This is a genomic window from Mycobacterium neumannii, from assembly GCF_048452905.1.
Taxonomy (GTDB): Bacteria; Actinomycetota; Actinomycetes; order Mycobacteriales; family Mycobacteriaceae; genus Mycobacterium; species Mycobacterium neumannii_B.
Genome location: NZ_JBCGVF010000003.1, coordinates 1,062,463 through 1,082,287, shown reverse-complemented (window position 1 = coordinate 1,082,287; position 19,825 = coordinate 1,062,463). Strand labels below are relative to the sequence as shown.

At 66.9% G+C, this 19,825-nt stretch carries 20 protein-coding genes; 13 read left to right on the top strand and 7 right to left on the bottom strand.

What is annotated here, in order from left to right:
• The 4 genes from AAHH99_RS11580 to mftR all read right to left on the bottom strand — a co-directional run bounded on the left by AAHH99_RS11580 (position 1) and on the right by mftR (position 4,254).
• Positions 1-1,281 carry a VOC family protein gene (locus AAHH99_RS11580; protein WP_418768741.1) on the bottom strand — a complete coding sequence of 427 codons (1,281 nt, stop codon included), beginning with the start codon at positions 1,279-1,281 and terminating at the stop codon, positions 1-3.
• Positions 1,278-1,802, bottom strand: coding sequence for an RNA polymerase sigma factor (locus AAHH99_RS11575; RefSeq protein WP_418768740.1), 525 nt, complete (start codon positions 1,800-1,802; stop codon positions 1,278-1,280). Before AAHH99_RS11575 ends, AAHH99_RS11580 begins: the two co-directional genes overlap by 4 nt.
• A gap of 135 nt (positions 1,803-1,937) precedes the next feature.
• Positions 1,938-3,596, bottom strand: a complete 1,659-nt coding sequence (locus tag AAHH99_RS11570) for an NAD-dependent malic enzyme (RefSeq protein WP_418768739.1) — start codon at positions 3,594-3,596, stop codon at positions 1,938-1,940.
• Between the two features lie 58 nt (positions 3,597-3,654).
• The gene (gene mftR / locus AAHH99_RS11565) at positions 3,655-4,254 is read right to left on the bottom strand and encodes a mycofactocin system transcriptional regulator (protein WP_418768738.1); all 600 of its coding nucleotides are present in this window, start codon (positions 4,252-4,254) and stop codon (positions 3,655-3,657) included.
• Between the two features lie 104 nt (positions 4,255-4,358).
• On the opposite strand from mftR, the gene mftA reads away from it, so the two are divergent.
• From mftA to mftG, 7 genes are all read left to right on the top strand, one after another.
• On the top strand, positions 4,359-4,451 hold the full coding sequence (mftA, locus tag AAHH99_RS11560; protein ID WP_418768737.1) for a mycofactocin precursor MftA: 93 nt from the start codon (positions 4,359-4,361) through the stop codon (positions 4,449-4,451).
• On the top strand, positions 4,436-4,753 hold the full coding sequence (gene mftB, locus AAHH99_RS11555; RefSeq protein WP_418768736.1) for a mycofactocin biosynthesis chaperone MftB: 318 nt from the start codon (positions 4,436-4,438) through the stop codon (positions 4,751-4,753). The genes mftA and mftB overlap by 16 nt, the downstream gene beginning before the upstream one ends.
• Entirely contained in the window at positions 4,750-5,925 is a 1,176-nt protein-coding gene (gene mftC / locus AAHH99_RS11550; protein ID WP_418768735.1) for a mycofactocin radical SAM maturase, read from the top strand. Before mftB ends, mftC begins: the two co-directional genes overlap by 4 nt.
• A gap of 2 nt (positions 5,926-5,927) precedes the next feature.
• A complete protein-coding gene (gene mftD, locus AAHH99_RS11545; RefSeq protein ID WP_418768734.1) occupies positions 5,928-7,118 on the top strand; it encodes a pre-mycofactocin synthase MftD in 1,191 nt (396 codons plus the stop codon).
• 130 nt (positions 7,119-7,248) lie between these two features.
• A complete protein-coding gene (gene mftE / locus AAHH99_RS11540; RefSeq protein ID WP_418768733.1) occupies positions 7,249-7,992 on the top strand; it encodes a mycofactocin biosynthesis peptidyl-dipeptidase MftE in 744 nt (247 codons plus the stop codon).
• Positions 7,989-9,401 (top strand): mycofactocin biosynthesis glycosyltransferase MftF, encoded by a 1,413-nt coding sequence (gene mftF, locus AAHH99_RS11535; protein ID WP_418768732.1) that lies wholly within the window; start codon positions 7,989-7,991, stop codon positions 9,399-9,401. The genes mftE and mftF overlap by 4 nt, the downstream gene beginning before the upstream one ends.
• 14 nt (positions 9,402-9,415) lie before the next feature.
• Entirely contained in the window at positions 9,416-10,870 is a 1,455-nt protein-coding gene (gene mftG / locus AAHH99_RS11530; protein ID WP_418768731.1) for a mycofactocin system GMC family oxidoreductase MftG, read from the top strand.
• Here mftG and AAHH99_RS11525 read toward each other — a convergent pair.
• Entirely contained in the window at positions 10,793-12,442 is a 1,650-nt protein-coding gene (locus tag AAHH99_RS11525; protein WP_418768730.1) for an MFS transporter, read from the bottom strand. The two genes, mftG and AAHH99_RS11525, sit on opposite strands and share 78 nt — an antisense overlap.
• A 90-nt stretch (positions 12,443-12,532) precedes the next feature.
• Here AAHH99_RS11525 and AAHH99_RS11520 point away from each other — a divergent pair, with 90 nt between their 5' ends.
• Entirely contained in the window at positions 12,533-13,186 is a 654-nt protein-coding gene (locus AAHH99_RS11520; protein ID WP_418768729.1) for a TetR/AcrR family transcriptional regulator, read from the top strand.
• On the opposite strand, the gene AAHH99_RS11515 is transcribed toward AAHH99_RS11520, so the two are convergent.
• Positions 13,152-14,414, bottom strand: a complete 1,263-nt coding sequence (locus AAHH99_RS11515) for a cytochrome P450 (RefSeq protein WP_418768728.1) — start codon at positions 14,412-14,414, stop codon at positions 13,152-13,154. The two genes, AAHH99_RS11520 and AAHH99_RS11515, sit on opposite strands and share 35 nt — an antisense overlap.
• 102 nt (positions 14,415-14,516) lie before the next feature.
• On the bottom strand, positions 14,517-15,767 hold the full coding sequence (locus tag AAHH99_RS11510) for a cytochrome P450 (RefSeq protein WP_418768727.1): 1,251 nt from the start codon (positions 15,765-15,767) through the stop codon (positions 14,517-14,519).
• A 98-nt stretch (positions 15,768-15,865) separates the two neighbouring features.
• Here AAHH99_RS11510 and AAHH99_RS11505 point away from each other — a divergent pair, with 98 nt between their 5' ends.
• The 5 genes from AAHH99_RS11505 (at position 15,866) to rplW (ending at position 19,794) form a co-directional block, all read left to right on the top strand.
• Positions 15,866-17,446 (top strand): carboxylesterase/lipase family protein, encoded by a 1,581-nt coding sequence (locus tag AAHH99_RS11505; protein WP_418768726.1) that lies wholly within the window; start codon positions 15,866-15,868, stop codon positions 17,444-17,446.
• Positions 17,447-17,830: 384 nt separating this feature from the next.
• Complete coding sequence (gene rpsJ / locus AAHH99_RS11500) at positions 17,831-18,136, top strand: 30S ribosomal protein S10 (RefSeq protein ID WP_003883485.1); 306 nt, start codon at positions 17,831-17,833, stop codon at positions 18,134-18,136.
• A gap of 13 nt (positions 18,137-18,149) precedes the next feature.
• Positions 18,150-18,824 (top strand): 50S ribosomal protein L3, encoded by a 675-nt coding sequence (gene rplC / locus AAHH99_RS11495; RefSeq protein ID WP_066810583.1) that lies wholly within the window; start codon positions 18,150-18,152, stop codon positions 18,822-18,824.
• Complete coding sequence (gene rplD / locus AAHH99_RS11490) at positions 18,824-19,492, top strand: 50S ribosomal protein L4 (RefSeq protein ID WP_418768725.1); 669 nt, start codon at positions 18,824-18,826, stop codon at positions 19,490-19,492. Before rplC ends, rplD begins: the two co-directional genes overlap by 1 nt.
• The gene (gene rplW / locus AAHH99_RS11485; RefSeq protein WP_064400118.1) at positions 19,492-19,794 is read left to right on the top strand and encodes a 50S ribosomal protein L23; all 303 of its coding nucleotides are present in this window, start codon (positions 19,492-19,494) and stop codon (positions 19,792-19,794) included. The genes rplD and rplW overlap by 1 nt, the downstream gene beginning before the upstream one ends.
• Positions 19,795-19,825: the final 31 nt, after the last annotated feature.

Genomic DNA, 19,825 nt, shown 5'->3' with positions numbered 1-19,825 from the left:
CTAAAGCTCGCCGAGGTAGAAGCGGGTGCCCTGGTCGTCGGTGCACAGCGCGGACTTCCCGTAGGACTGCTGCGACGGCTCGTCGATGACGGTCCCGCCCGCCTCCCGCACGCGCGCCACCGCGGCATCGATGTCGTCGACCGTCCACATCGGCACGGTCACCGCATCGGCGTTGCCGCCTGCGACGCCGGACATCGGATGCGTCTCGCGAACCCCCCAACCGTCGTCGACGTGCCCGGGCTCGAAACTCCAGAACAAGAACCTGCTGTAGAACTCCTTGAACGCGCCGGAGTCGGGAACCTGATAGGTGATGTATGAAAGTTCCCCCGGCCCTGTGCCGTTGAGGGCTGGACGCGGCGTGCCCGGAGCCGGCCGGAAGACCGCGAACGCCATCCCGGCGGGGTCGGTGGCGTCGACGACGGTACCGAAGTCGAACTCCTGAGTTCGGCCCACGGTGCCGCCGCCGTTGATGATCGACTGCCGTGCACCGTCGAGATCGACGACCGCATAGCAGCAGAGCATGCCCTGCGGTTTCGCGGCACTGAAGATGCCGATGCGCTGGTCGGTGTTGGTCACCTGGTGCGCCGCGGGGTCATAGGTCCAGCCGAGCACATGACCGTAGAAGACGGCCGCCCGTTCGGCGTCGGGCACCCACACCGACACGTACCCGACGTCGCCGTGCCGGATCGGCGTGACCGCGCCGGTCACGGGGCCGCTCAGGTTCCAGCTGTGCCCGAAGGGATCGATGATCACCGCACTTCGCGAGCCGTGCGCTTCTCGCGTCTCCTGCCTCACGGTGGCGCCACGGTCGCGGGCCCGGCTCAATGCGCGGTCGGTGTCGGCGACCTCCACCATCAGCATCACCGAGACAGCCTGTGGCTCAGGGGCTTTCATGCCGATCTCGGGATACTCGTCGGCGAGGTAGAACATGCCGCCCGCGAGAGCCAGTTCGGCGTGACCGATCCGACCGTCGTCCATCACGATCGGCTCCCCGACCAGCGTGGCCCCCAGCGCATCGACGTACCAGTCGATCGCCCGCCGCGCATCAGGCACCGCGAGGTAGGGCAGCGCGGCTGACCGGGGGACCGTCGGCGCGACGGTCGGCTCGGACAGTTCGGCGATGGCGGTATCGGTTCCACTCATGACGACCTCCTCGGTTCGATTCGGTAGAGAAAGCGCCGACTCCAGTCGGGCGCGCAGCGCGGCGGTGAAAGCCGGGTCGGGGGCGACCGGAAGTTCGTCGCCGCGCAGCACGGCCAGTGGATCGTGGCTGTTGTTCACGACTGCCTCCCTTCCGGTTCCGGGTAGTGAGCGCGAAACGCCTTGCGGGCCCGCACCAGCAGCGCCTCTGTCGCATGCACCGTGCGGCCGATGAGCTCGGCGCACTCGGGCACCGAGCAGTCGTCCATGTAGCGCAGTGCCAGAACCGTGCGGTGCTGCTCGGGCAGCTTGGCCAGCACGCTTTCGGCGACGATGCGGTCGAGTTCGGCGTCCCAGTCGTCGGGCGGCTCGACGGGTTCGGGCAGATCGGCGACCGGCGTGGTGAACCGGTCGTGGCGGCGCCGGTAGTGGTCGGCCAACTTGTGGCGCGCCACCCCGAGCAACCACGGCACGGTCATCGGTGGTGGAGCGGTTTTTCTCGCGGCATCCATGGCCGCCAGAAAGGTTTCCGACGTCAGGTCTTCGGCGGTTCCACGGTCACCACAGCGTCGGACGAAGTATCCGTACACCACCGGTAAGGATTCGTCGTACAGCGCGAGCAGCTCCCGTGGAGCGTCGGTGCCATTCGGTTCGGCGCTCACACCCTTATCGTCGCCGTTGCGCGCCGAACTCCGACGGTTCCGCCGGAACTTTTTTTGCGAACGCTCCCTGTTGTACAGATTCGGGGTGCGCAGACCGTACAAGGGTGAGCGCTCGCGGGAGAGCGGTGGAAGCGGTCAGTCCCGGTATTCGGGAGTCCATCGCACATCGGTGATCCGCTGCGCCAGCTCGTCGGGGTTGCGGGTGGGTGCGACGCCGTCGGCGACGGCTTGTGTCGCGACGGCCTGGGCAATGCGTAGTGCTACATCGGGGATGTCCGACCACGCGGGCAGCAACGGTGCCCCGACATCGACGAGGGCGGGGGACGCGTCGCCGAGCGCCGCGGCCGCAGCTCGCATCATCTCGTCGGTCACCCGTGTCGCCTGCGCCGCGGTGACGGCCAGGCCCATCGCGGGGAAGATGTAGGCGTTGTTGCATTGGGCGATCGGCCGCTCCACCCCGTCGCGTTCCAGCGGCGCGAACGGCGAACCTGTCGCCACCAACGCGCGTCCGCCGGTCCAGGTGTCGAGTTCGGCGGGGTGGGCCTCGGCCCGGCTGGTCGGGTTCGACAGCGGGAAGATGATCGGGCGATCGACCTTGGCGGCCATCTCGCGCACGATGTTCTCGGTGAATGCCCCTGTCGCGGTGGACAATCCGAGTAGCACGCCGGCATCGACGTGATGGATGACGTCGGCAAGCTGAGCCGGCCCGGACCAGCTCCAGCTCGCCAACCGCACGGCCGGCTGCGCGAACGCCCGCTGACCGGGGGACAGGTCGGTGCGGTCGTCGGTGAGCAGACCGTTGATGTCGACCACCCAGATCTGTGCCGACGCCTGCTGAGCAGACAAGCCCTCGCTGACCATCTGACGGTGCACCATCTCGAGCACCCCGATGCCTGCCGAGCCGGCGCCCAGCATCACCACCTGCTGCTGTGACAGCGGGCGCCCCACCACTTTGGCCGCACCGTGCAGCGCGCCCAACGTGACCGCGGCGGTGCCTTGGATGTCGTCGTTGAAGGTGAGCAGCTTGTCGCGGTAGCGCTGAAGGATCGGCAGCGCGTGCGCGGTCGCGAAATCCTCCCACTGCAGAAGGACGTCGGGCAGCTCGTCGCGTACCGTGGTGACGAAATCGTCGATGAACGAGTAATACTCGTCGTCACCGATGCGGCGGTGCCGCCAGCCGAGGTATTGCGGGTCCTCGAGCAGCTCTACGTTGTCGGTACCGACGTCGAGCAGCACAGGCAGCGTTCGGGCCGGGTCGATGCCGCCGATGAGCGTGTACAGCGAGAGCTTGCCGATGGGAATACCCATACCGCCGATGCCCTGATCGCCCAGGCCCAGGATGCGCTGCCCGTCGGTGACGACGATGACGTCGACCTCCCGTCGCGGGCGGTTGCGCAGCATCTCGCGCAGGAACTCGCGGTCGGGGTAGGAGACGAACAACCCGCGCGGGCGCCGGTAGATCTCGCTGAAGCGCTGACATGCCTCGCCGACGGTCGGTGTGTAGACGATCGGCATGGTTTCGGCGATATGGTCGCGCAGTACGCGGTAGAAGAGTGTCTCGTTGCGGTCCTGCAGGTTTCGAAGATAGATGTGCCTGTCCAGCGGCTCGCGGCGCCTGCTGAACTCGCGCCATGAATGTTCGGTCTGCTGCTCGAGGCTCTTCTCGGCCGAAGGAAGCAGCCCCAGCAGACCGAATTGGCGGCGGTCTGCGTGGCTGAAAGCCGTGCCCTTGGTCCACAGGGAGTCGTAGAGCAGATCGTGGCCCGTCTTCTGCTGGGCACTGTGCTCGACCATCGGCGTCCTTTCCGCGACCGCCCCAAGCTATCGCGGTGGCCGTGTGCACCGAGGTGATTCAGCGATCGAGCGCCCACAGCCCGTCAGCGACGGTGTCGAACGCCGCACCGAGCGCCTGAGCCAGCGGGACCGTCTCGTCGGCCAGCCAGTGTTCGTACGCGGAGAGCGCGACGCCGAGCATCGTCCACGCCACCGTCTGCGGTATCAGGTCGCCTGCGGTGGCGTCGAGGCGTTTGGCGACGAACTCGGCGACCACGCCGCGCCAGCCGGCGTACATGGTCATCGAGTAGGCCTGAAGGGCGGCGGTCTCCAGGATCACCCGCATGCGCATCCGGTGGCGCGCCGTCTCGGCGGCATCGAAGTTGTTGAACGCCAGCAATGCGGTGCGCAGTGCCTCGCCGATGGGCACCTCAGGATCGAGATCTGCCAACAGGTTTCGCATGTGGGCCAGATGAGCGTCGAAATCGCCCCAGGGCAGGGCATTCTTGGACGGGTAGTAGCGGAACAGCGTGCGCCGCGCGATTCCCGCGCCTTCGGCGATGTCGTCCACGCTGACGTCGTCGAACCCTTTCTGGGCAAAAAGGTCGATGGCCACGTTGCTGATGTGGTCCCACGTCGTCGAGCGCCGGCGGCCCACCCGGTGCTGGTCCGGACCCATAGGGGGTCCCCTTTCCATTTAGGCACTCGATGCCATATTATTGCGACCTCGATCACAGTTGTCGAGAACCGGTGATATTGAAAGGCGCAGCCATGGAGGGCCAGATGGAACCGAAGCAGCAGGTGGAGAACGACGAGCTGGTTAACGAGACGCTCGTCGAAGAGGTGTCGATCGACGGGATGTGCGGGGTCTACTGATAGTGACCTCGTCGTCGGCGGTGCCCGAGGAAGGCGTCGCGTTCGACCCGGCGCTCGGCTGGCGGCTGCACCACCAGGTGGCGGTGCGGCCGGAGCCGTTCGGGGCGCTGCTCTACCACTTCGGGACGCGCAAGCTGTCGTTTCTGAAGAACCGGACCATCGTCGACGTCGTCAACACCTTGTCCGACCATCCCGACGTCCGATCCGCCTGCCGTGCCGTCGGTATCGACGACGCGCAGCAGGCGCCATACCTGCAGGCACTCGGCGTGCTTGCTCGATCGAAAATGCTGGTGCCGCAATGACATCGACCGAAGCCGTACGTGTGCCGAAGCTGGTCGAGCAGTTCGAGCACGGACTCGACGCCCCGATCTGCCTGACCTGGGAACTGACCTACGCCTGCAACCTCGCGTGCGTGCACTGCCTGTCGTCGTCGGGTAAGCGCGACCCGCGCGAGCTGACCACTGCGCAGTGCAAGGACATCATCGACGAGCTCGAGCGCATGCAGGTCTTCTACGTCAACATCGGTGGCGGCGAGCCGACCGTGCGTTCGGACTTCTGGGAGCTGGTCGACTACGCCACCGCCCACCACGTCGGTGTGAAGTTCTCCACCAACGGTGTGCGCATCACGCCAGAGGTCGCGGCTCGGCTGGCGGCCAGCGACTACGTCGACGTGCAGATCTCCCTTGACGGCGCGACCGCGGAGATCAACGACGCCGTCCGCGGGGCGGGCTCGTTCGCGATGGCGACCCGGGCCCTGCAGAACCTGGCCGACGCCGGTTTCAAGGACGCCAAGATCTCGGTGGTGGTGACCCGCCACAATGTCGACCAGCTCGACGACTTTGCCGCTCTTGCAGCGCAATACGGCGCCACACTGCGGATCACACGGCTGCGGCCGTCGGGTCGGGGCGCCGATGTCTGGGACGACTTGCACCCCACCGCCGACCAGCAGGTTCAGCTCTACAACTGGCTGGTCGCCAAGGGTGACCGGGTGCTCACCGGCGACTCGTTCTTTCACCTTGCCGGGTTGGGTGAACCCGGTGCGCTTGCCGGGCTGAACCTGTGCGGGGCCGGCCGCGTCGTCTGCCTGATCGATCCCGTCGGTGACGTCTACGCGTGCCCGTTCGCCATTCACGACCGGTTCCACGCCGGAAACATCTTGACCGACGGTGGTTTTCAGAATGTCTGGCAGAACGCGCCGCTCTTCCGTGAGCTGCGCGAACCGCAGTCGGCCGGCGCGTGCGGCAGTTGCGGGCACTACGACAGCTGCCGCGGCGGGTGCATGGCCGCCAAGTTCTTCACCGGGCTGCCGATGGACGGTCCGGACCCCGAGTGCGTGGAGGGCTACGGCGCTCCCGCCCTGGCTCAAGAACGGGTCAAGCCGAAGTCCAGCGTCGACCACTCGCGATCGGGTCCGGTGATGCTGAAGCTGCTCACGACGCCTCCCAAGAGGCTCTGCAACGAAAGTCCGGTGTGATCATGGCCGACACCTGGTTCGAAACGGTCGCCGCCGCTCAGGAGCGTGCCAGGCGCCGACTCCCCAAGCCGGTCTACTCGGCACTCGTCGCCGCCAGCGAGAAAGGCGTGACGGTCTCCGACAACGTCGAGGCGTTCGCCGAGTTGGGCTTCGCGCCGCACGTCGTCGGCGCGACGGAGAAGCGCGATCTCGCGACCACCGTGATGGGACAAGAGATTTCGCTGCCGGTGCTGATCTCCCCGACGGGCGTGCAGGCGGTGCACCCGGACGGCGAGGTCGCGGTCGCACGTGCGGCCGCTGCGCGCGGCACCGCGATGGGCCTGTCCTCGTTCGCCAGCAAGCCGATCGAAGAGGTGATCGCGGCCAACCCCAAGCTCTTCTTCCAGGTGTACTGGCTCGGCGGGCGGGATGCGATCGCGGCGCGGGTCGAGCGCGCGCGGCAGGCGGGTGCGGTCGGTCTGATCGTCACCACGGACTGGAGCTTCTCGCACGGCCGAGACTGGGGCAGCCCAAAGATCCCCGAGCAGATGGACCTGCGCACCACCGTGCGCATGCTCCCGACGGGGCTGACCAAACCGCGTTGGATGTGGCAGTGGGGTAAGACCCTGCGGCCGCCGAACCTGCGGGTTCCCAATCAGGCCGCGCGAGGCGAGGAGGGACCGCCGTTCTTCGCCGCGTACGGCGAGTGGATGGGCACCCCGCCGCCGACCTGGGAGGACATCGCCTGGCTGCGCGAGCTGTGGGGCGGTCCTTTCATGCTCAAGGGCGTGATGCGCGTCGACGACGCGAAACGTGCTGTGGACGCCGGTGTTTCAGCGATCTCGGTGTCCAATCACGGCGGTAACAACCTGGACGGGACGCCGGCCTCGATTCGTGCCCTGCCACCGATCGTCGAGGCGGTCGGTGACGACATCGAGGTGGTGCTCGACGGAGGCATCCGGCGAGGCAGCGACGTCGTCAAGGCGGTCGCGCTCGGTGCCCGCGCGGTCATGATCGGGCGGGCGTACCTGTGGGGTCTGGCCGCCAACGGGCAGGCCGGTGTCGAGAACGTGCTCGACGTCCTGCGGGGAGGCATCGATTCTGCATTGATGGGTCTGGGTCGCGCGTCGGTACATGATCTTGGGCCCGACGACGTCCTGATCCCTCCCGGGTTCGTCCGGGAGCTCGGCGTGCCCGGAGGTTCGGCCACCTGACGGTCGCCCAGCGTTCGGAACGTGCTGGTACAGGCGGGGCGCAGGGGACTGGGGGGGCGACGCCGGCGTCGGCGGCGAGAAATTCGGTGAATCAATTGCTGCGCATGCTTCAACAATTGGCGCACGACAGGTGAATTCGGCCTACCATCGGCGGGTGCCATCTGTCAGCTTGCTCGCGAATGCGACGTCGAAGCAGCTGCAGAGCAAGCCGTCGGCCCTCCTCGTGCCCGTCGGATCCACCGAGCAGCACGGCCCTCATCTCCCGCTGGACACCGACACGCGCATCGCGACGGCCGTCTCTGGGGCGGTTGCTGACCGGCTCGCCGACACCGACGGCGTGAACTGGTTGGTCGCCCCCGCCATCGGCTACGGCGCGAGCGGTGAGCACGAGGAGTTCAGCGGCACCGTTTCGATCGGAACGTCCGCGCTGAGGCTGTTGCTGGTGGAGTACGGCCGATCGGCATCCCGGTGGGCGTCACGGCTGGTCTTCGTCAACGGTCATGGCGGTAACGTCGAAGCGCTGGCCGCGGCGACCGCTTTGCTGCGCTACGAGGGCCGGGATGCGGGCTGGTGCTCGTGCACGGTAGCGGGTGCCGACGCGCACGCGGGCCATACCGAAACGTCTGTATTGCTACATATTTCGCCCCAGGACGTCCGTATCGACGAGCGGGTGCCCGGCAATATGGCGCCCCTTCGCGAGTTGATCCCCGAACTGCGGCGGGGCGGGGTGGCCGCGGTCAGTGAGGTCGGTGTGCTCGGCGATCCCACGACCGCCACCGTGGAGGAGGGCGCCCGCATTTTTCCCGATATGGTCGAAACATGCCTTCGGCGCATCACGCGCTGGGCGCCCGACCGCAACGGGATGCTGACATGACGGGACCGCGACTGCCCGACGGTTTCGCCGTTCAGGTGGACCGCCGGGTGAAGGTGCTCGGTGACGGGGCCGCCCTGCTCGGCGGTTCCCCGACCCGCCTCCTTCGTTTGGCGCCGGCGGCGCAGACCATGCTCAACGGCGGCAGGCTCGAAGTGCACGACGCGGTCAGCGCCCAGTTGGCCCGGACCCTGCTCGACGCGACGGTCGCGCACCCCCGTCCCGCCAGCGGCCCTTCGCACCGGGACGTGACGGTCGTGATACCGGTGCGCGACAACGCTTCTGGTGTTCGTCGGCTGCTCACCGCCGTGCGCGGTCTGCGGGTGGTCGTCGTCGATGACGGCTCTGAGACACCACTCGAGGCGGCCGACTTCGCCGACGTCCACGCCGGGGTCCAGGTGGTGCGTCACGAGCGCAGCCGCGGACCCGCGGCCGCCCGCAACACCGGTCTGGCCGCGTGCACGACCGACTTCGTGGCTTTCCTGGACAGCGACGTCGTGCCGCGGCGCGGCTGGCTGGAGGCGTTGCTGGGTCACTTCTGTGACCCCGCCGTGGCCCTTGTCGCACCGCGCATCGTCGGCCTCCGCGAACCGGACAATGTGGTCGCCCGCTATGAGGCGGTGCGCTCGTCGCTGGACCTGGGTCTGCGGGAGGCCCCGGTGATGCCCTACGGCACGGTGTCCTATGTACCCAGTGCCGCGATCATCGGCCGCCGGGCGATGCTCGGCGAGGTCGGCGGCTTCGACGAGACGCTGACGTCTGGTGAGGATGTCGATCTGTGCTGGCGACTCATCGAATCCGGTGCGCGTCTGCGCTACGAGCCCATCGCGCTGGTGGCGCACGACCATCGGACCCAACTTCGAGAGTGGTTCTCGCGCAGATCTTTTTACGGCGAAGCCGCCGCGCCGCTGTCGGTCCGTCATCCCGGCAAGACCGCTCCGCTGGTGATCTCGGGTTGGACGCTGGTGGCCTGGATGCTGATGGCGATGGGTTCGTCGATCGGATATCTGGCCTCGATCGTCGTCGCAACCATCACCGGCAGGCGCATCGCCAAGTCCCTGTCGAGTGTGGAGCCCGAACCCAAGGACGTCGCGGTCGTGGCCGCACACGGACTGTGGTCCGCAGCGATGCAACTGGCATCGGCGATCTGCCGGCACTACTGGCCGGTCGCGCTCGTCGCGGCGCTCTTGTCTCGACGATGCCGGCAGGTCGTGCTCGTGGCCGCGGTGGTGGAAGGGGTCGTCGACTGGTTGACCCGGAGCCGGAACACCGAAGACGACACCCAACGGGTCGGCCTGCTCACCTACATCGCCCTGAAACGCCTCGACGACATCGCCTACGGGGCAGGTCTGTGGACGGGTGTTGTCCGTGAGCGTCATCTCGGTGCGCTCAAGCCCCAGATCCGGACCTGAGACGACCCTGCCGCGTGCGAAGTTCTCCAATTGCTTCTCGCGTCCGCAGTGACGTCCTGATCGTCGGTGCCGGCAGCGCCGGATCCGTTCTGGCCGAGAGGCTCTCCGCCGACCCGGCATGCACCGTCGCCGTCGTCGAATCGGGTCCGGGGCCGTCCGACCCTCGGGTCTCGGCGCAGATCAACGACGGATTGCGGCTGCCCATCGGCACTGCTAGTTCAGTGGTGCGGCGGTACCCGACCACCTTGACCGTCGATCCGCTGCGTCATGCGATGCTCATGCGCGGCGAGGTGGTCGGAGGATCGGGCGCCGTCAACGGAGGCTACTTCTGCCGTGGGCTGCCGTCGGACTTCGACGACTGGCGCCTGCCCGGCTGGGCGTGGTCGGATGTGCTCCCGCACTTCCGGGCCATCGAAACCGACCTCGACTTCGACAATGCGATACACGGCTCAGAAGGGCCGATACGAATTCAGCGTGTCGCCGAATTCGATGGTTGCACAGCATCGTTCGTCACGACAGCCACCGAATACGGGCATCCGTGGATAACCGATCTGAACGGTTCGACGGTCGAGGCGCCGGTGGGCGCGGGAGTGGGCGCGGTGCCGCTGAACATCCACCAGGGTGCGCGCATGGGTCCCGGCGGGGCCTTCCTGCAACCGGCTTTGGACCGTGCGAACCTCACCCTGCTCACCAATACCCGGGTGCATCGCATCCGCATCACAGCCGGGCATGCCGTCGGCGTGGAGTGCGCAAGCCAGGACGGTGCCACTTACCTCGAGGCGGACCGGATCGTGCTGTGCGCCGGAGCAATCGGGTCAGCACACGTTCTGATGCTCTCGGGCGTCGGCCCACCTGCAACCCTCGAGCGGATTGGGATCCCGGTGACGGCGAATCTGCCAGTGGGAGCGGTGATGTCGGATCACCCCGAGTGGGTGCTGCCGGTGAACTGGACGGAAACACACGGACTCCCACCTCTCGAGGCGGTGCTCACCACCGACGACGGGCTCGAAATCAGGCCGTACACAGCTGGTTTCGGGGCTATGGTGAGCGGGCGGCGCGACGATCCCGGCGACCACCCCCATATCGGGGTGACGTTGATGCGGCCGAAGTCGCGAGGAGCCGTCACGGTCGTGAGCGCCGACCCCGATGTGCCTCCGGTCATCGAGCACCGCTACGACAGCGAGCCCGACGACGTCGAAAAGCTGCGCGCCGGGATCGCGTTGTCCCGCGAACTCGTCGGGGCAGCCGAGGTCGGGCCGGCCTCATGGTCGACATCGCAGCATCTCTCGGGGACTGCACCGATGGGTGACGATGACGACGACGTCGCGGTGGTGGACCCGAGGTGCAGGGTGCGCGGGGTCGAGGGGCTGTGGGTGGTCGACGGGTCGGTGCTACCGGTGATCCCCAGCCGCGGCCCGCACGCCACCATCGTCATGGTCGGGCACCGAGCGGCCGAGTTCATCGTCTGACCGCGAGACCATCCTCTCGATGAAGCGAAACTGCCTTCCATCGCGGCCAGGTGCCCACAGCGCGATGAACGCCGCAGCCACCGCGCAAAGGCCCCCGAGAGCGATCAGGGAGATGTGCATGGCGTCCATGAACGCCAGCTGCGCGGCCTGTGACAGGTCGGCGCCTTGCGGGCCCAGCCGTGCGGCCACCTCGAGCGCCTCGGCCAGCGAGTTCGACGCGGCTGTGCGGAGCGATTCGGGTAGTCCGCTCAAATGGGGGGCAAGGCTATCGCCGTACTGGGCGGCGAGCACCGAGCCCGCCACCGCGATGCCCAGTGCGGCGCCGATCTCGCGGGTGGAGTCGTTGACCGCCGACGCGACGCCCTGCTTCTCGTCCGGCACCGCACCCATGATCGCCGAAGTCGCTGGCGCCGTGCACAAGCCGATGCCCGTCGACATGACGAGCAGCGGCAGCGCGAGGTCCAGGTAAGGCGAGTCCACTTCGAGTGTTTGCATGTAGAACAGTCCGCCCGCGATCAGTGTCAGGCCGGTGGAAAGGACGATCCGGAGACCCAGTCGTGGCAGATACCACGGCGTTGCAAGGCTGAGGACCAGAAGAGGGGCAACCAGCGGCGCCAATGCGAAAGCCGTCTGTAGCGGGGTGTAGCCGAGCAACAGCTGCATGTATTGCATCGAGACGAAGAAGAACCCGAAGTTAGCGAGGAAGAAGAACGTCACCACGATGGCACCGGTGGTGAAGTCGGCCTTGGCGAACAGCCGAACGTCGAGCAGTGGGTGCGCACTGCGCAGTTCCCACGCCGTGAAGACGGCCGCCATGACAACGCCGGCAGCCATGCATCCGTATACGAGGGGATGTGTCCAGCCGTGGGTGGGCGCCTCGAGCACGCCGTAGACGAACACCGCGACGGCCCCGCCGATCAGTACCGCTCCTGGCCAGTCGAGCGGTGTGGCTTGCTGATCGCGAGACGAGGCCACCGTGCAGGCGAGCCCGAACAGGCCCGCACCGGAGAGCGTGAACGCCCAGAAGATCGACTGCCAAGACCAGAAGTGGAGTAGCACACCGGATCCGAGAAAACCGACCACCGCACTCGAGCCCGCGACGCCCGCCCAGATGCCAACGGCCTTGTTGCGCTCCGCTTTCGGGTATGCGGCCGTCAACAGCGACAGGGTGGCGGGCATGACGAACGCCGCGCCCACGCCGGCCACGGCGCGGGCGATGATCAATGCGAGTGGGCCGTCGAAGATCAACGGCGCGGAAGATGCGAGCGTGAAGATACCGAGACCCGCGAGCAGAGCGCCGCGGCGGCCGTACCGGTCGCCGATCGCGCCGGCGGGCAGCAACAGACACGCCAGCACCAGGGTGTAACCGTCGACGACCCACGTCAGCTGAGCCTGGGTGGCCGTGGTTTCCACTGCGATGTCGGGCAGGGCGGCGTTGAGGGCGACCATCGAGCTGATCACCAGCGCGACGCCCATGCAGGCGACGGTGAGTAGCCAGACGCGCGCACGGGAGGACAGGTCTGCGACGCTCGCGCCGATATCCTGGTCAGACCGGCTGAGGGTGTCGACCATACGTCGCTCTCTTCCGCAGGAGATTTTCGAGACTAACAGTCTCGGTGTGAGACCGATAGTCTTGTTCCCGGCGAGGAAGTGGGTTAAACGATGAGCGGGGCGAGTACCGACCCGAGGCCGGCCCGGTCCCGTGCCCGCCTGCTCGAGGCGGCGACGACGCTGCTGCGGGCAGGCGGCCCGAGTGCGGTCACCATCGACGCGGTCACGAGAACCGCCAACGTCGCGCGCGCCACGCTGTATCGCCACTTCCCGAGCGCCAACGACCTGATGGCGGCGGCGTTCATGAGCCTGCTCAATCCGGCGCCGATGCCGCCGGCCGAGGGCAGCCTGCGCGACCGTTTGATTGCGGTCGTGGTGGGATGGGCGGAGTCGATCGCCGAGGCGTCCGCGATGATCACCGCCATGACATGGATGGCATCCGGTCCCGACGTGGGGACGTACTCCGAAGTGCAGCAGTCGGATTCGGATGCCGTGGGCACCCTGAGGTCACGCATCATCGCGCTGTATTCGGCGCCCTTCGACGCGATCCTCGACGGCGCCCAGGCGGCCGAGGAACTCGACGAGGTGGACCGGATCCAGACAATCGCACTTCTCATCGGCCCGTTGATCCTCGGGAAGCTGTCGACGGTGGCCGACTTCGACTACCGCGCGTGCGCGGAGGCCTCCGTCGACGGATATTTGGCCACCCACGCGAAGAAGCCGAGCGAGATCACCTCAGCGAGTACCGAATCGGGAGATGCTTGAGCCCTCCGACGAACACCGTCGCGGCTAGTTCGGGTTCCCCGGCCAGTTCGATCGAGTCCAGCCTCGGCAGCAGTTCGGTGAACAGGCTGTTCATCTCCATGCGCGCCAACGCGGCACCGAGACAGAAGTGCACGCCGTAGCCGAACGAGAGGTGCTTGTTGGGATCGCGGCCGACGTCGAATTTGAACGGTTCGTCGAAGATCTCTTCGTCGCGGTTCGCGGATGCGTAAGCGAGATAAACGGATTCGCCTTTGGCGATCGGTACGCCACGGACCTCGGTGCCTTCGGCGGCGGTCCGCATGAACTCCTTGACCGGGGTGGTCCAGCGGATCATCTCCTCGACCGCGGTGCCCATCAATTCCGGTTGTGCCTGAAGCCGTGCGAGTTGGTCGGGGTTGTCGATCAGCGCGCGAAGACCGCCGGAGATCGCGTCCTTGGTGGTGTCGTGGCCTGCGGTGGCCACGATGACGTAGTAGGACGCGGTGTCGACCTCGCTCAGCGGCTCGCCGTTGATGGTTCCGTTGGCGATCGCCGATGCGAGATCATTGGTCGGGTTCGCCCGTCGTGAAGCGGTCAATTCGCCGAAGTAGGCGAAGAACTCGACCACCGTCTGCAGTTTCTCCTCGGGGGTGGTGCCGCGCTGATACTCCTCGTCGTCACCGCCGAAGATCTCCTGGGTGAGCTTGAGCATGCGCGGGAAGTCCTCCTCGGGCAGCCCGAGCAGCGACAGGATCACATAGAGCGGGTAGTGCACCGCGATGTCCTCGACGAAGTCGCATTCGGGGCCGATGTCGCGCATCTTGTCGACGTAGCGCTTGGCCAGCTCGTCCACCCGGACCTTCAATTCGCGCATCGCCTTGGGGCGGAACCAATCCGCGCCGATCTTGCGAACATCGCGATGGTGCGGGTCGTCCATGTGGATCAGCGTTCGCAATCCCATGCCCGCTTCCAGCTGCGCCCTGGCCAGGTCGTCGGCTTCGGCGGTCGCAAGCAGTGGCCGCGGCTCGCTCAGCCACAGGTTGTTGTCGCGCTCGATCGCCATGATGTCGGCGTGCTTGGTAATCGCGTAGAACGGCCGGTACGGCGGGTGGTCCACATAAGGCACCGGGTTGTGGGCCCGAAGATGAGCAAAGGCGGCGTGCAGGCGATCGTCGTCGGCATATGCCTTGGGATCGGCGAAGACCTTCGCGGCTTCCTGTGATTTCTGGTCCATCGTCGGCGTGCTCATGAAGCTCCTCGGGAAAGACTTGACGGGTGTCAAGCCCAGTCTATGTGACCGACACCACTTCGCGCCGCGAGGGTGGCTCCCATCACCACGATGGGTTCGACTTCAGCGCAGCGAATACCTGATCGGCAGGTGCTTGAGCCCGCCGACGAAGATCGTCGCGATGAACTCCGGGTCGCCGGCCAACTCGATCGAATCCAGCCGTGGCACCAGCTCGGTGAAGAAGCTGTTGATCTCCATACGCGCCAGAGCGGCGCCGAGACAGAAGTGCACGCCGTAACCGAATGACAGGTGCTTGTTGGGGTCACGGCCGACGTCGAAGCGGAACGGCTCGTCGAAGATGTCCTCGTCGCGGTTGGCCGAAACGTAGGACAGCAGCACTGATTCGCCCTGCTTGATCGGCACACCGCGCACTTCGGTATCGGCCGTGGCGGTGCGCATGAACTCTTTGACCGGAGTGGTCCAGCGGATCATCTCCTCGACCGCGGTGCCCATCAGCTCCGGGTGGGCTTTCAGCCGGGCGAGCTGGTCCTGGTTCTCGATCAGCGCCAGCAGACCGCCCGAGATCGCCGCGCTCGTGGTGTCGTGGCCTGCGCTGGCGACGATGACGTAATAGGACAGGCAGTCGACGTCGTTGAGGTATTCGCCGTCGATCTTGGCGTTGGCGATCGCCGATGCCAGGTCGTCGGTGGGATTGGCCCGGCGTTCAGCGGTCAGCGCGGTGAAGTAGCGGAAGAAGTCGGTGATGACCTCGTGCAGCTCTTGCGCGCTCTTGCCGCGGGTGAACTCGTCATCGTCGCCGCCGAACATCTCCTGCGTGAGCTTGAGCATGCGGCCGAAGTCGGACTCGGGCAGCCCGAGCAGCGACAGGATCACATAGAGAGGAAAGTTCACGGCGACCTCTTGGACGAAGTCGCATTCGGGACCCTTTTCGACCATCTTGTCCACGTAGATCTTGGCCAGCTCGTCGACGCGGGCCTTCAGCGCGCGCATCGCCTTTGGCCGGAACCAGTCCGCCCCGATCTTTCGGATGTCGCGGTGCAGCGGGTCGTCCATATGGATCAGAGTGCGCAGCCCGCCACCGGCGGCGAGGTTGGACTGCGACAGATCGTCCGTGGCGGCCGTGACGAGCATGGGGCGCGGCGCATTGATCCAGAGCTCGTTGTCGCGCTCGATCGCCATGATGTCGGCGTGCTTGGTGACGGCCCAGAACGGCCGATAATCGGGCACGTCGACATAGGACACCGGCGCGTTCTCGCGCAGGTGGGTCAATGCGGCGTGCAGGCCCGCCTCGTTCGTGTAGGCCTTCGGATCGGCCAGCACCCTGGCGGCGTCTGCGATGATCGGCGTGCTCATAGGTCCCTCGCTCAGGGTCATTCTTGACAGCTGTCAAGTACGCACTCTAAGCGATGGCCCGGACCGGGGGATCCGCGCCGCGTCAGTACGCTCGCTAGGTGGCGAGTGGAAGGGGTGGCCAGCCTGTCCGGCGCGCTGCGGTGGCGCTTGTACTGCTGGCCGCCGCGGTCTCCGGTTGCGCCGAGGGCCAGACCGCCGCGGTGAAGGTGCCCGACGACCCTGGGGTCGTGCGCACGGTCGCGGGAGCGGTCCGCGGGACCGTCGCCGACGATCATCGGTACTTCGCTGGAATTCCTTATGCCGCACCGCCTCTCGGTGCGCTGCGCTGGCAGTCGCCCGCACCGGTCGAGTCGTGGACGGGATTCCGGGACGCGACTCGCCCCGGTGCGCGCTGCATCCAGGACACCAGCTCCGACGTCGACCGACGCCCGCCCAGCGAGGATTGTCTGACCCTCAACGTCTGGACGCCGCCGCCGTCGGACGACCCGCGGCCGGTAATGGTGTGGATCCACGGTGGGAGCTTTCTGAACGGCAGCGGCGACATCTACCCCGCGCGGCGGTTGGCCGGTCGCGGCGTCGTCGTCGTCACGATCAACTATCGCCTAGGGGCGCTCGGCTTCCTCGCTCATCCCGCGTTAGGTTCGGGCGACGTCGGCAACTACGGCCTCGCCGACCAGCAAGCCGCGCTGCGATGGGTTCGCGACAACATCGCCGGTTTCGGCGGGGACCCGGACAGGGTCACGATCGCCGGCGAATCGGCGGGCGGGATGGCGGTGTGCGACCACCTCGTGGCCCCCGGATCCCGGGGATTGTTCAGCGCGGCGATCATCCAGAGTGCGCCATGTCAGGCGCAGTACGACCTGCCGGCCGCCCAGGAGGCCAGCACCGCATACGCAGCCGATGTCGGATGCGCCGATCCCCGCGTCGCCGCGGACTGCCTACGGTCTCTGCCCGCCGATCAGTTGGCGGACCCGCTGACGTACGCCCGGTTCGGGACCGAACGCCTGAGCGGTCCGGTGGCGGGCACCGGGGCGCTACCCGAGAAGTCGTTCACCGCGATCACCAGTGGTAAGGCTGCCCGGGTGCCGGTGATGATCGGCACCACGCAAGACGAACACACGCTGTTCGCAGCGCTGCAAGCGTTGCGCGGGCGGACATTCGACGCCGCGAACTACCCCGGACTGCTCGCCGAGGCGTTCGGACCACACGGGTCCGCCGTGGCGGCGCGGTATCCGCCCGAACGCTACGGCGGGAACGTCGCGCTGGCGTATTCGGCGGCGGTGACGGCGGCCGAATACGCCTGCGTGGCCGACCGCATGGCCGACGCCCTTGCCGACCAGCCCGTCTACGCATACGAATTCGGGGACCGCGACGCGCCGGCGCCCGAACCGTTGCTCGAGGCGCCGTTCCCCGTCGGGGCGGCACATTCCTTGGAGCTTCGCTACCTGTTCGACGTCGGCGGCGCACAACCGCTGGACCCCGCCCAACAACGATTGTCCGAGGAGATGGTCGACCACTGGGCGCGGTTCGTTGCGACCGGCTCGCCGGGGCCCGGTTGGCCGGAGCTGACCAGCGGGCCTGCGGGTGAGCGGATGTGGCTGGAACCGGACGGCAGCCGCGTCATCACCGATTTCGAGCAGAAACACCAGTGCGTGTTCTGGGCCGGCCTGGGAAGCTGAACCAGGACCGGACGCGGACTCGACGGCACCGCTGCAGTCACGGGTACGGTGGCCCTGCGGGCCCGGCGCCAGGGCCAGCGGGTATCCCGTGGCCAGGGATTTGGAGCGTGCCGTTTTCTAGGGCATACTGTTCGGGTTGCCTTGAGCCGGGACGGTGCCTGTTCGGACCGCGTGGCCGGGGCATACGACCGGCGCCCAACCGGGCGCATCCGGTGCCAATCTCGATCGCGAAGATTTTCGGAACGGACGAGTGCGCGTGCGGGCGACACACCCGACCGCGGGGGCCGGTGGACCACAGACAGAAGAACAGCGGCGGCATGCAGCGTGACTGCGCCGGTGAGAGCGGCCCGATTCCGGGCCCAGTATGAGTGAGGTAGGAGAAGCGTGGCGGGACAGAAGATCCGCATCAGGCTCAAGGCCTACGACCACGAGGCGATCGACGCCTCGGCGCGCAAGATCGTGGAAACGGTCACCAGAACCGGCGCCAGCGTGGTTGGTCCTGTGCCGCTGCCGACCGAGAAGAACGTGTATTGCGTCATCCGGTCCCCGCACAAGTACAAGGACTCGCGGGAGCACTTCGAGATGCGTACTCACAAGCGGCTGATCGACATCCTCGACCCGACGCCGAAGACCGTTGACGCCTTGATGCGCATCGATCTGCCGGCCAGCGTCGACGTCAACATCCAGTAGGAGAGACCAGAATATGGCTAGCGGTAATAAATCCGCCGCCCCGCGGCGAGGCATTCTGGGCACCAAACTGGGCATGACGCAGGTGTTCGACGAGAACAACCGGGTCGTGCCGGTGACGGTCGTCAAGGCCGGGCCCAATGTGGTGACGCGCATCCGTACGCCGGAGCGCGACGGCTACAGCGCCGTGCAGTTGGCCTACGGCGAGATCAGCCCGCGTAAGGTCAATAAGCCTGTCACGGGCCAGTATTCGACCGCCGGGATCAACCCGCGTCGGCATCTGGCCGAGCTCCGGCTCGATGACGAGTCCGCCGCCGCCGAATACGAGGTGGGCCAGGAGCTGACCGCCGAGATCTTCGCCGACGGCACCTATGTCGACGTGACCGGCACCAGCAAGGGCAAGGGTTTCGCAGGCACGATGAAGCGGCACGGTTTCCGCGGCCAGGGCGCCAGTCACGGCGCACAGGCGGTGCACCGCCGCCCCGGTTCGATCGGTGGCTGCGCCACGCCCGGCCGCGTGTTCAAAGGCACGCGCATGTCGGGCCGCATGGGCAACGACCGCGTGACGACCCTGAACCTGGTGGTGCACAAGGTCGATGCCGAGAACGGCGTGCTGTTGATCAAGGGCGCAATCCCCGGCCGCAACGGCGGGCTCGTGATGGTCCGCAGCGCAATCAAGAGGAGCGAGTAATGGCTCTCAAAGTTGATGTCCACACCCCGGCGGGGGCGAAAGACGGCTCCGTCGAGCTGCCCGCCGAGCTGTTCGACGTCGAGGTGAACATCGCGTTGATGCACCAGGTGGTCACCGCGCAGCTGGCCGCGGCGCGGCAGGGTACGCACTCCACCAAGTCACGCGGTGAAGTCCGCGGCGGCGGCAAGAAGCCGTACCGGCAGAAGGGCACGGGCCGCGCGCGCCAGGGCTCGATCCGGGCGCCGCAGTTCACCGGCGGAGGCATCGTGCACGGCCCCAAGCCGCGCGACTACAGCGAGCGGACCCCGAAGAAGATGATCCGGGCCGCTCTGCGCGGTGCGCTGTCCGACCGGGCGCGCAACGACCGGATCCACGCGGTCACTGAGATCGTCGCGGGACAGACGCCGTCGACCAAGAGCGCCAAGGCGTTCCTGGCCACGCTCGTCGCGGACCGCAAGCTGGAGAAGAACAAGATGCTCGTGGTGATCGGCCGCGCCGACGAGGTCAGCGCCAAGAGCGTGCGCAATCTCCCGGGCGTGCACGTGATTTCGCCCGACCAGCTCAACACGTACGACGTGCTGAACGCTGACGACGTGATCTTCAGCGTGGAGGCGCTCAACGCCTACATCAGCGCCAATCAGACTGCGAAAGAGGAGGTGTCGGCCTGATGGCGACCGTCACTGATCCCCGCGACATCATCCTGTCGCCGGTCATCTCCGAGAAGTCGTACGGGCTGATCGAGGACAACGTCTACACGTTCATCGTGCATCCCGACTCGAACAAGACGCAGATCAAGATCGCGATCGAGAAGATCTTCGGCGTCAAGGTCGACTCGGTGAACACCGCCAACCGGCAGGGCAAGCGCAAGCGCACCCGCACCGGATACGGGAAGCGCAAGAGCACCAAGCGCGCCATCGTCACGCTGGCCGCGGGTAGCAAGCCCATCGACCTGTTCGGAGCACCGGCTTGATTTCGTCAAGCCGGCGACGGAGGAAGACCTA

Coding starts and splice junctions, on each gene's coding strand:
- mftD (WP_418768734.1), top strand. CDS start 5,928: ATGGCCGACACCTGGTTCGAAACGGTCGCCGCCGCTCAGGAGCGTGCC.
- mftC (WP_418768735.1), top strand. CDS start 4,750: ATGACATCGACCGAAGCCGTACGTGTGCCGAAGCTGGTCGAGCAGTTC.
- AAHH99_RS11510 (WP_418768727.1), bottom strand. CDS start 15,767: ATGAGCACGCCGATCATCGCAGACGCCGCCAGGGTGCTGGCCGATCCG.
- AAHH99_RS11570 (WP_418768739.1), bottom strand. CDS start 3,596: ATGGTCGAGCACAGTGCCCAGCAGAAGACGGGCCACGATCTGCTCTAC.
- AAHH99_RS11525 (WP_418768730.1), bottom strand. CDS start 12,442: ATGGTCGACACCCTCAGCCGGTCTGACCAGGATATCGGCGCGAGCGTC.
- rplW (WP_064400118.1), top strand. CDS start 19,492: ATGGCGACCGTCACTGATCCCCGCGACATCATCCTGTCGCCGGTCATC.
- rplC (WP_066810583.1), top strand. CDS start 18,150: ATGGCTAGCGGTAATAAATCCGCCGCCCCGCGGCGAGGCATTCTGGGC.
- mftA (WP_418768737.1), top strand. CDS start 4,359: ATGGAACCGAAGCAGCAGGTGGAGAACGACGAGCTGGTTAACGAGACG.
- mftR (WP_418768738.1), bottom strand. CDS start 4,254: ATGGGTCCGGACCAGCACCGGGTGGGCCGCCGGCGCTCGACGACGTGG.
- AAHH99_RS11520 (WP_418768729.1), top strand. CDS start 12,533: ATGAGCGGGGCGAGTACCGACCCGAGGCCGGCCCGGTCCCGTGCCCGC.
- AAHH99_RS11515 (WP_418768728.1), bottom strand. CDS start 14,414: ATGAGCACGCCGACGATGGACCAGAAATCACAGGAAGCCGCGAAGGTC.
- rplD (WP_418768725.1), top strand. CDS start 18,824: ATGGCTCTCAAAGTTGATGTCCACACCCCGGCGGGGGCGAAAGACGGC.
- mftF (WP_418768732.1), top strand. CDS start 7,989: ATGACGGGACCGCGACTGCCCGACGGTTTCGCCGTTCAGGTGGACCGC.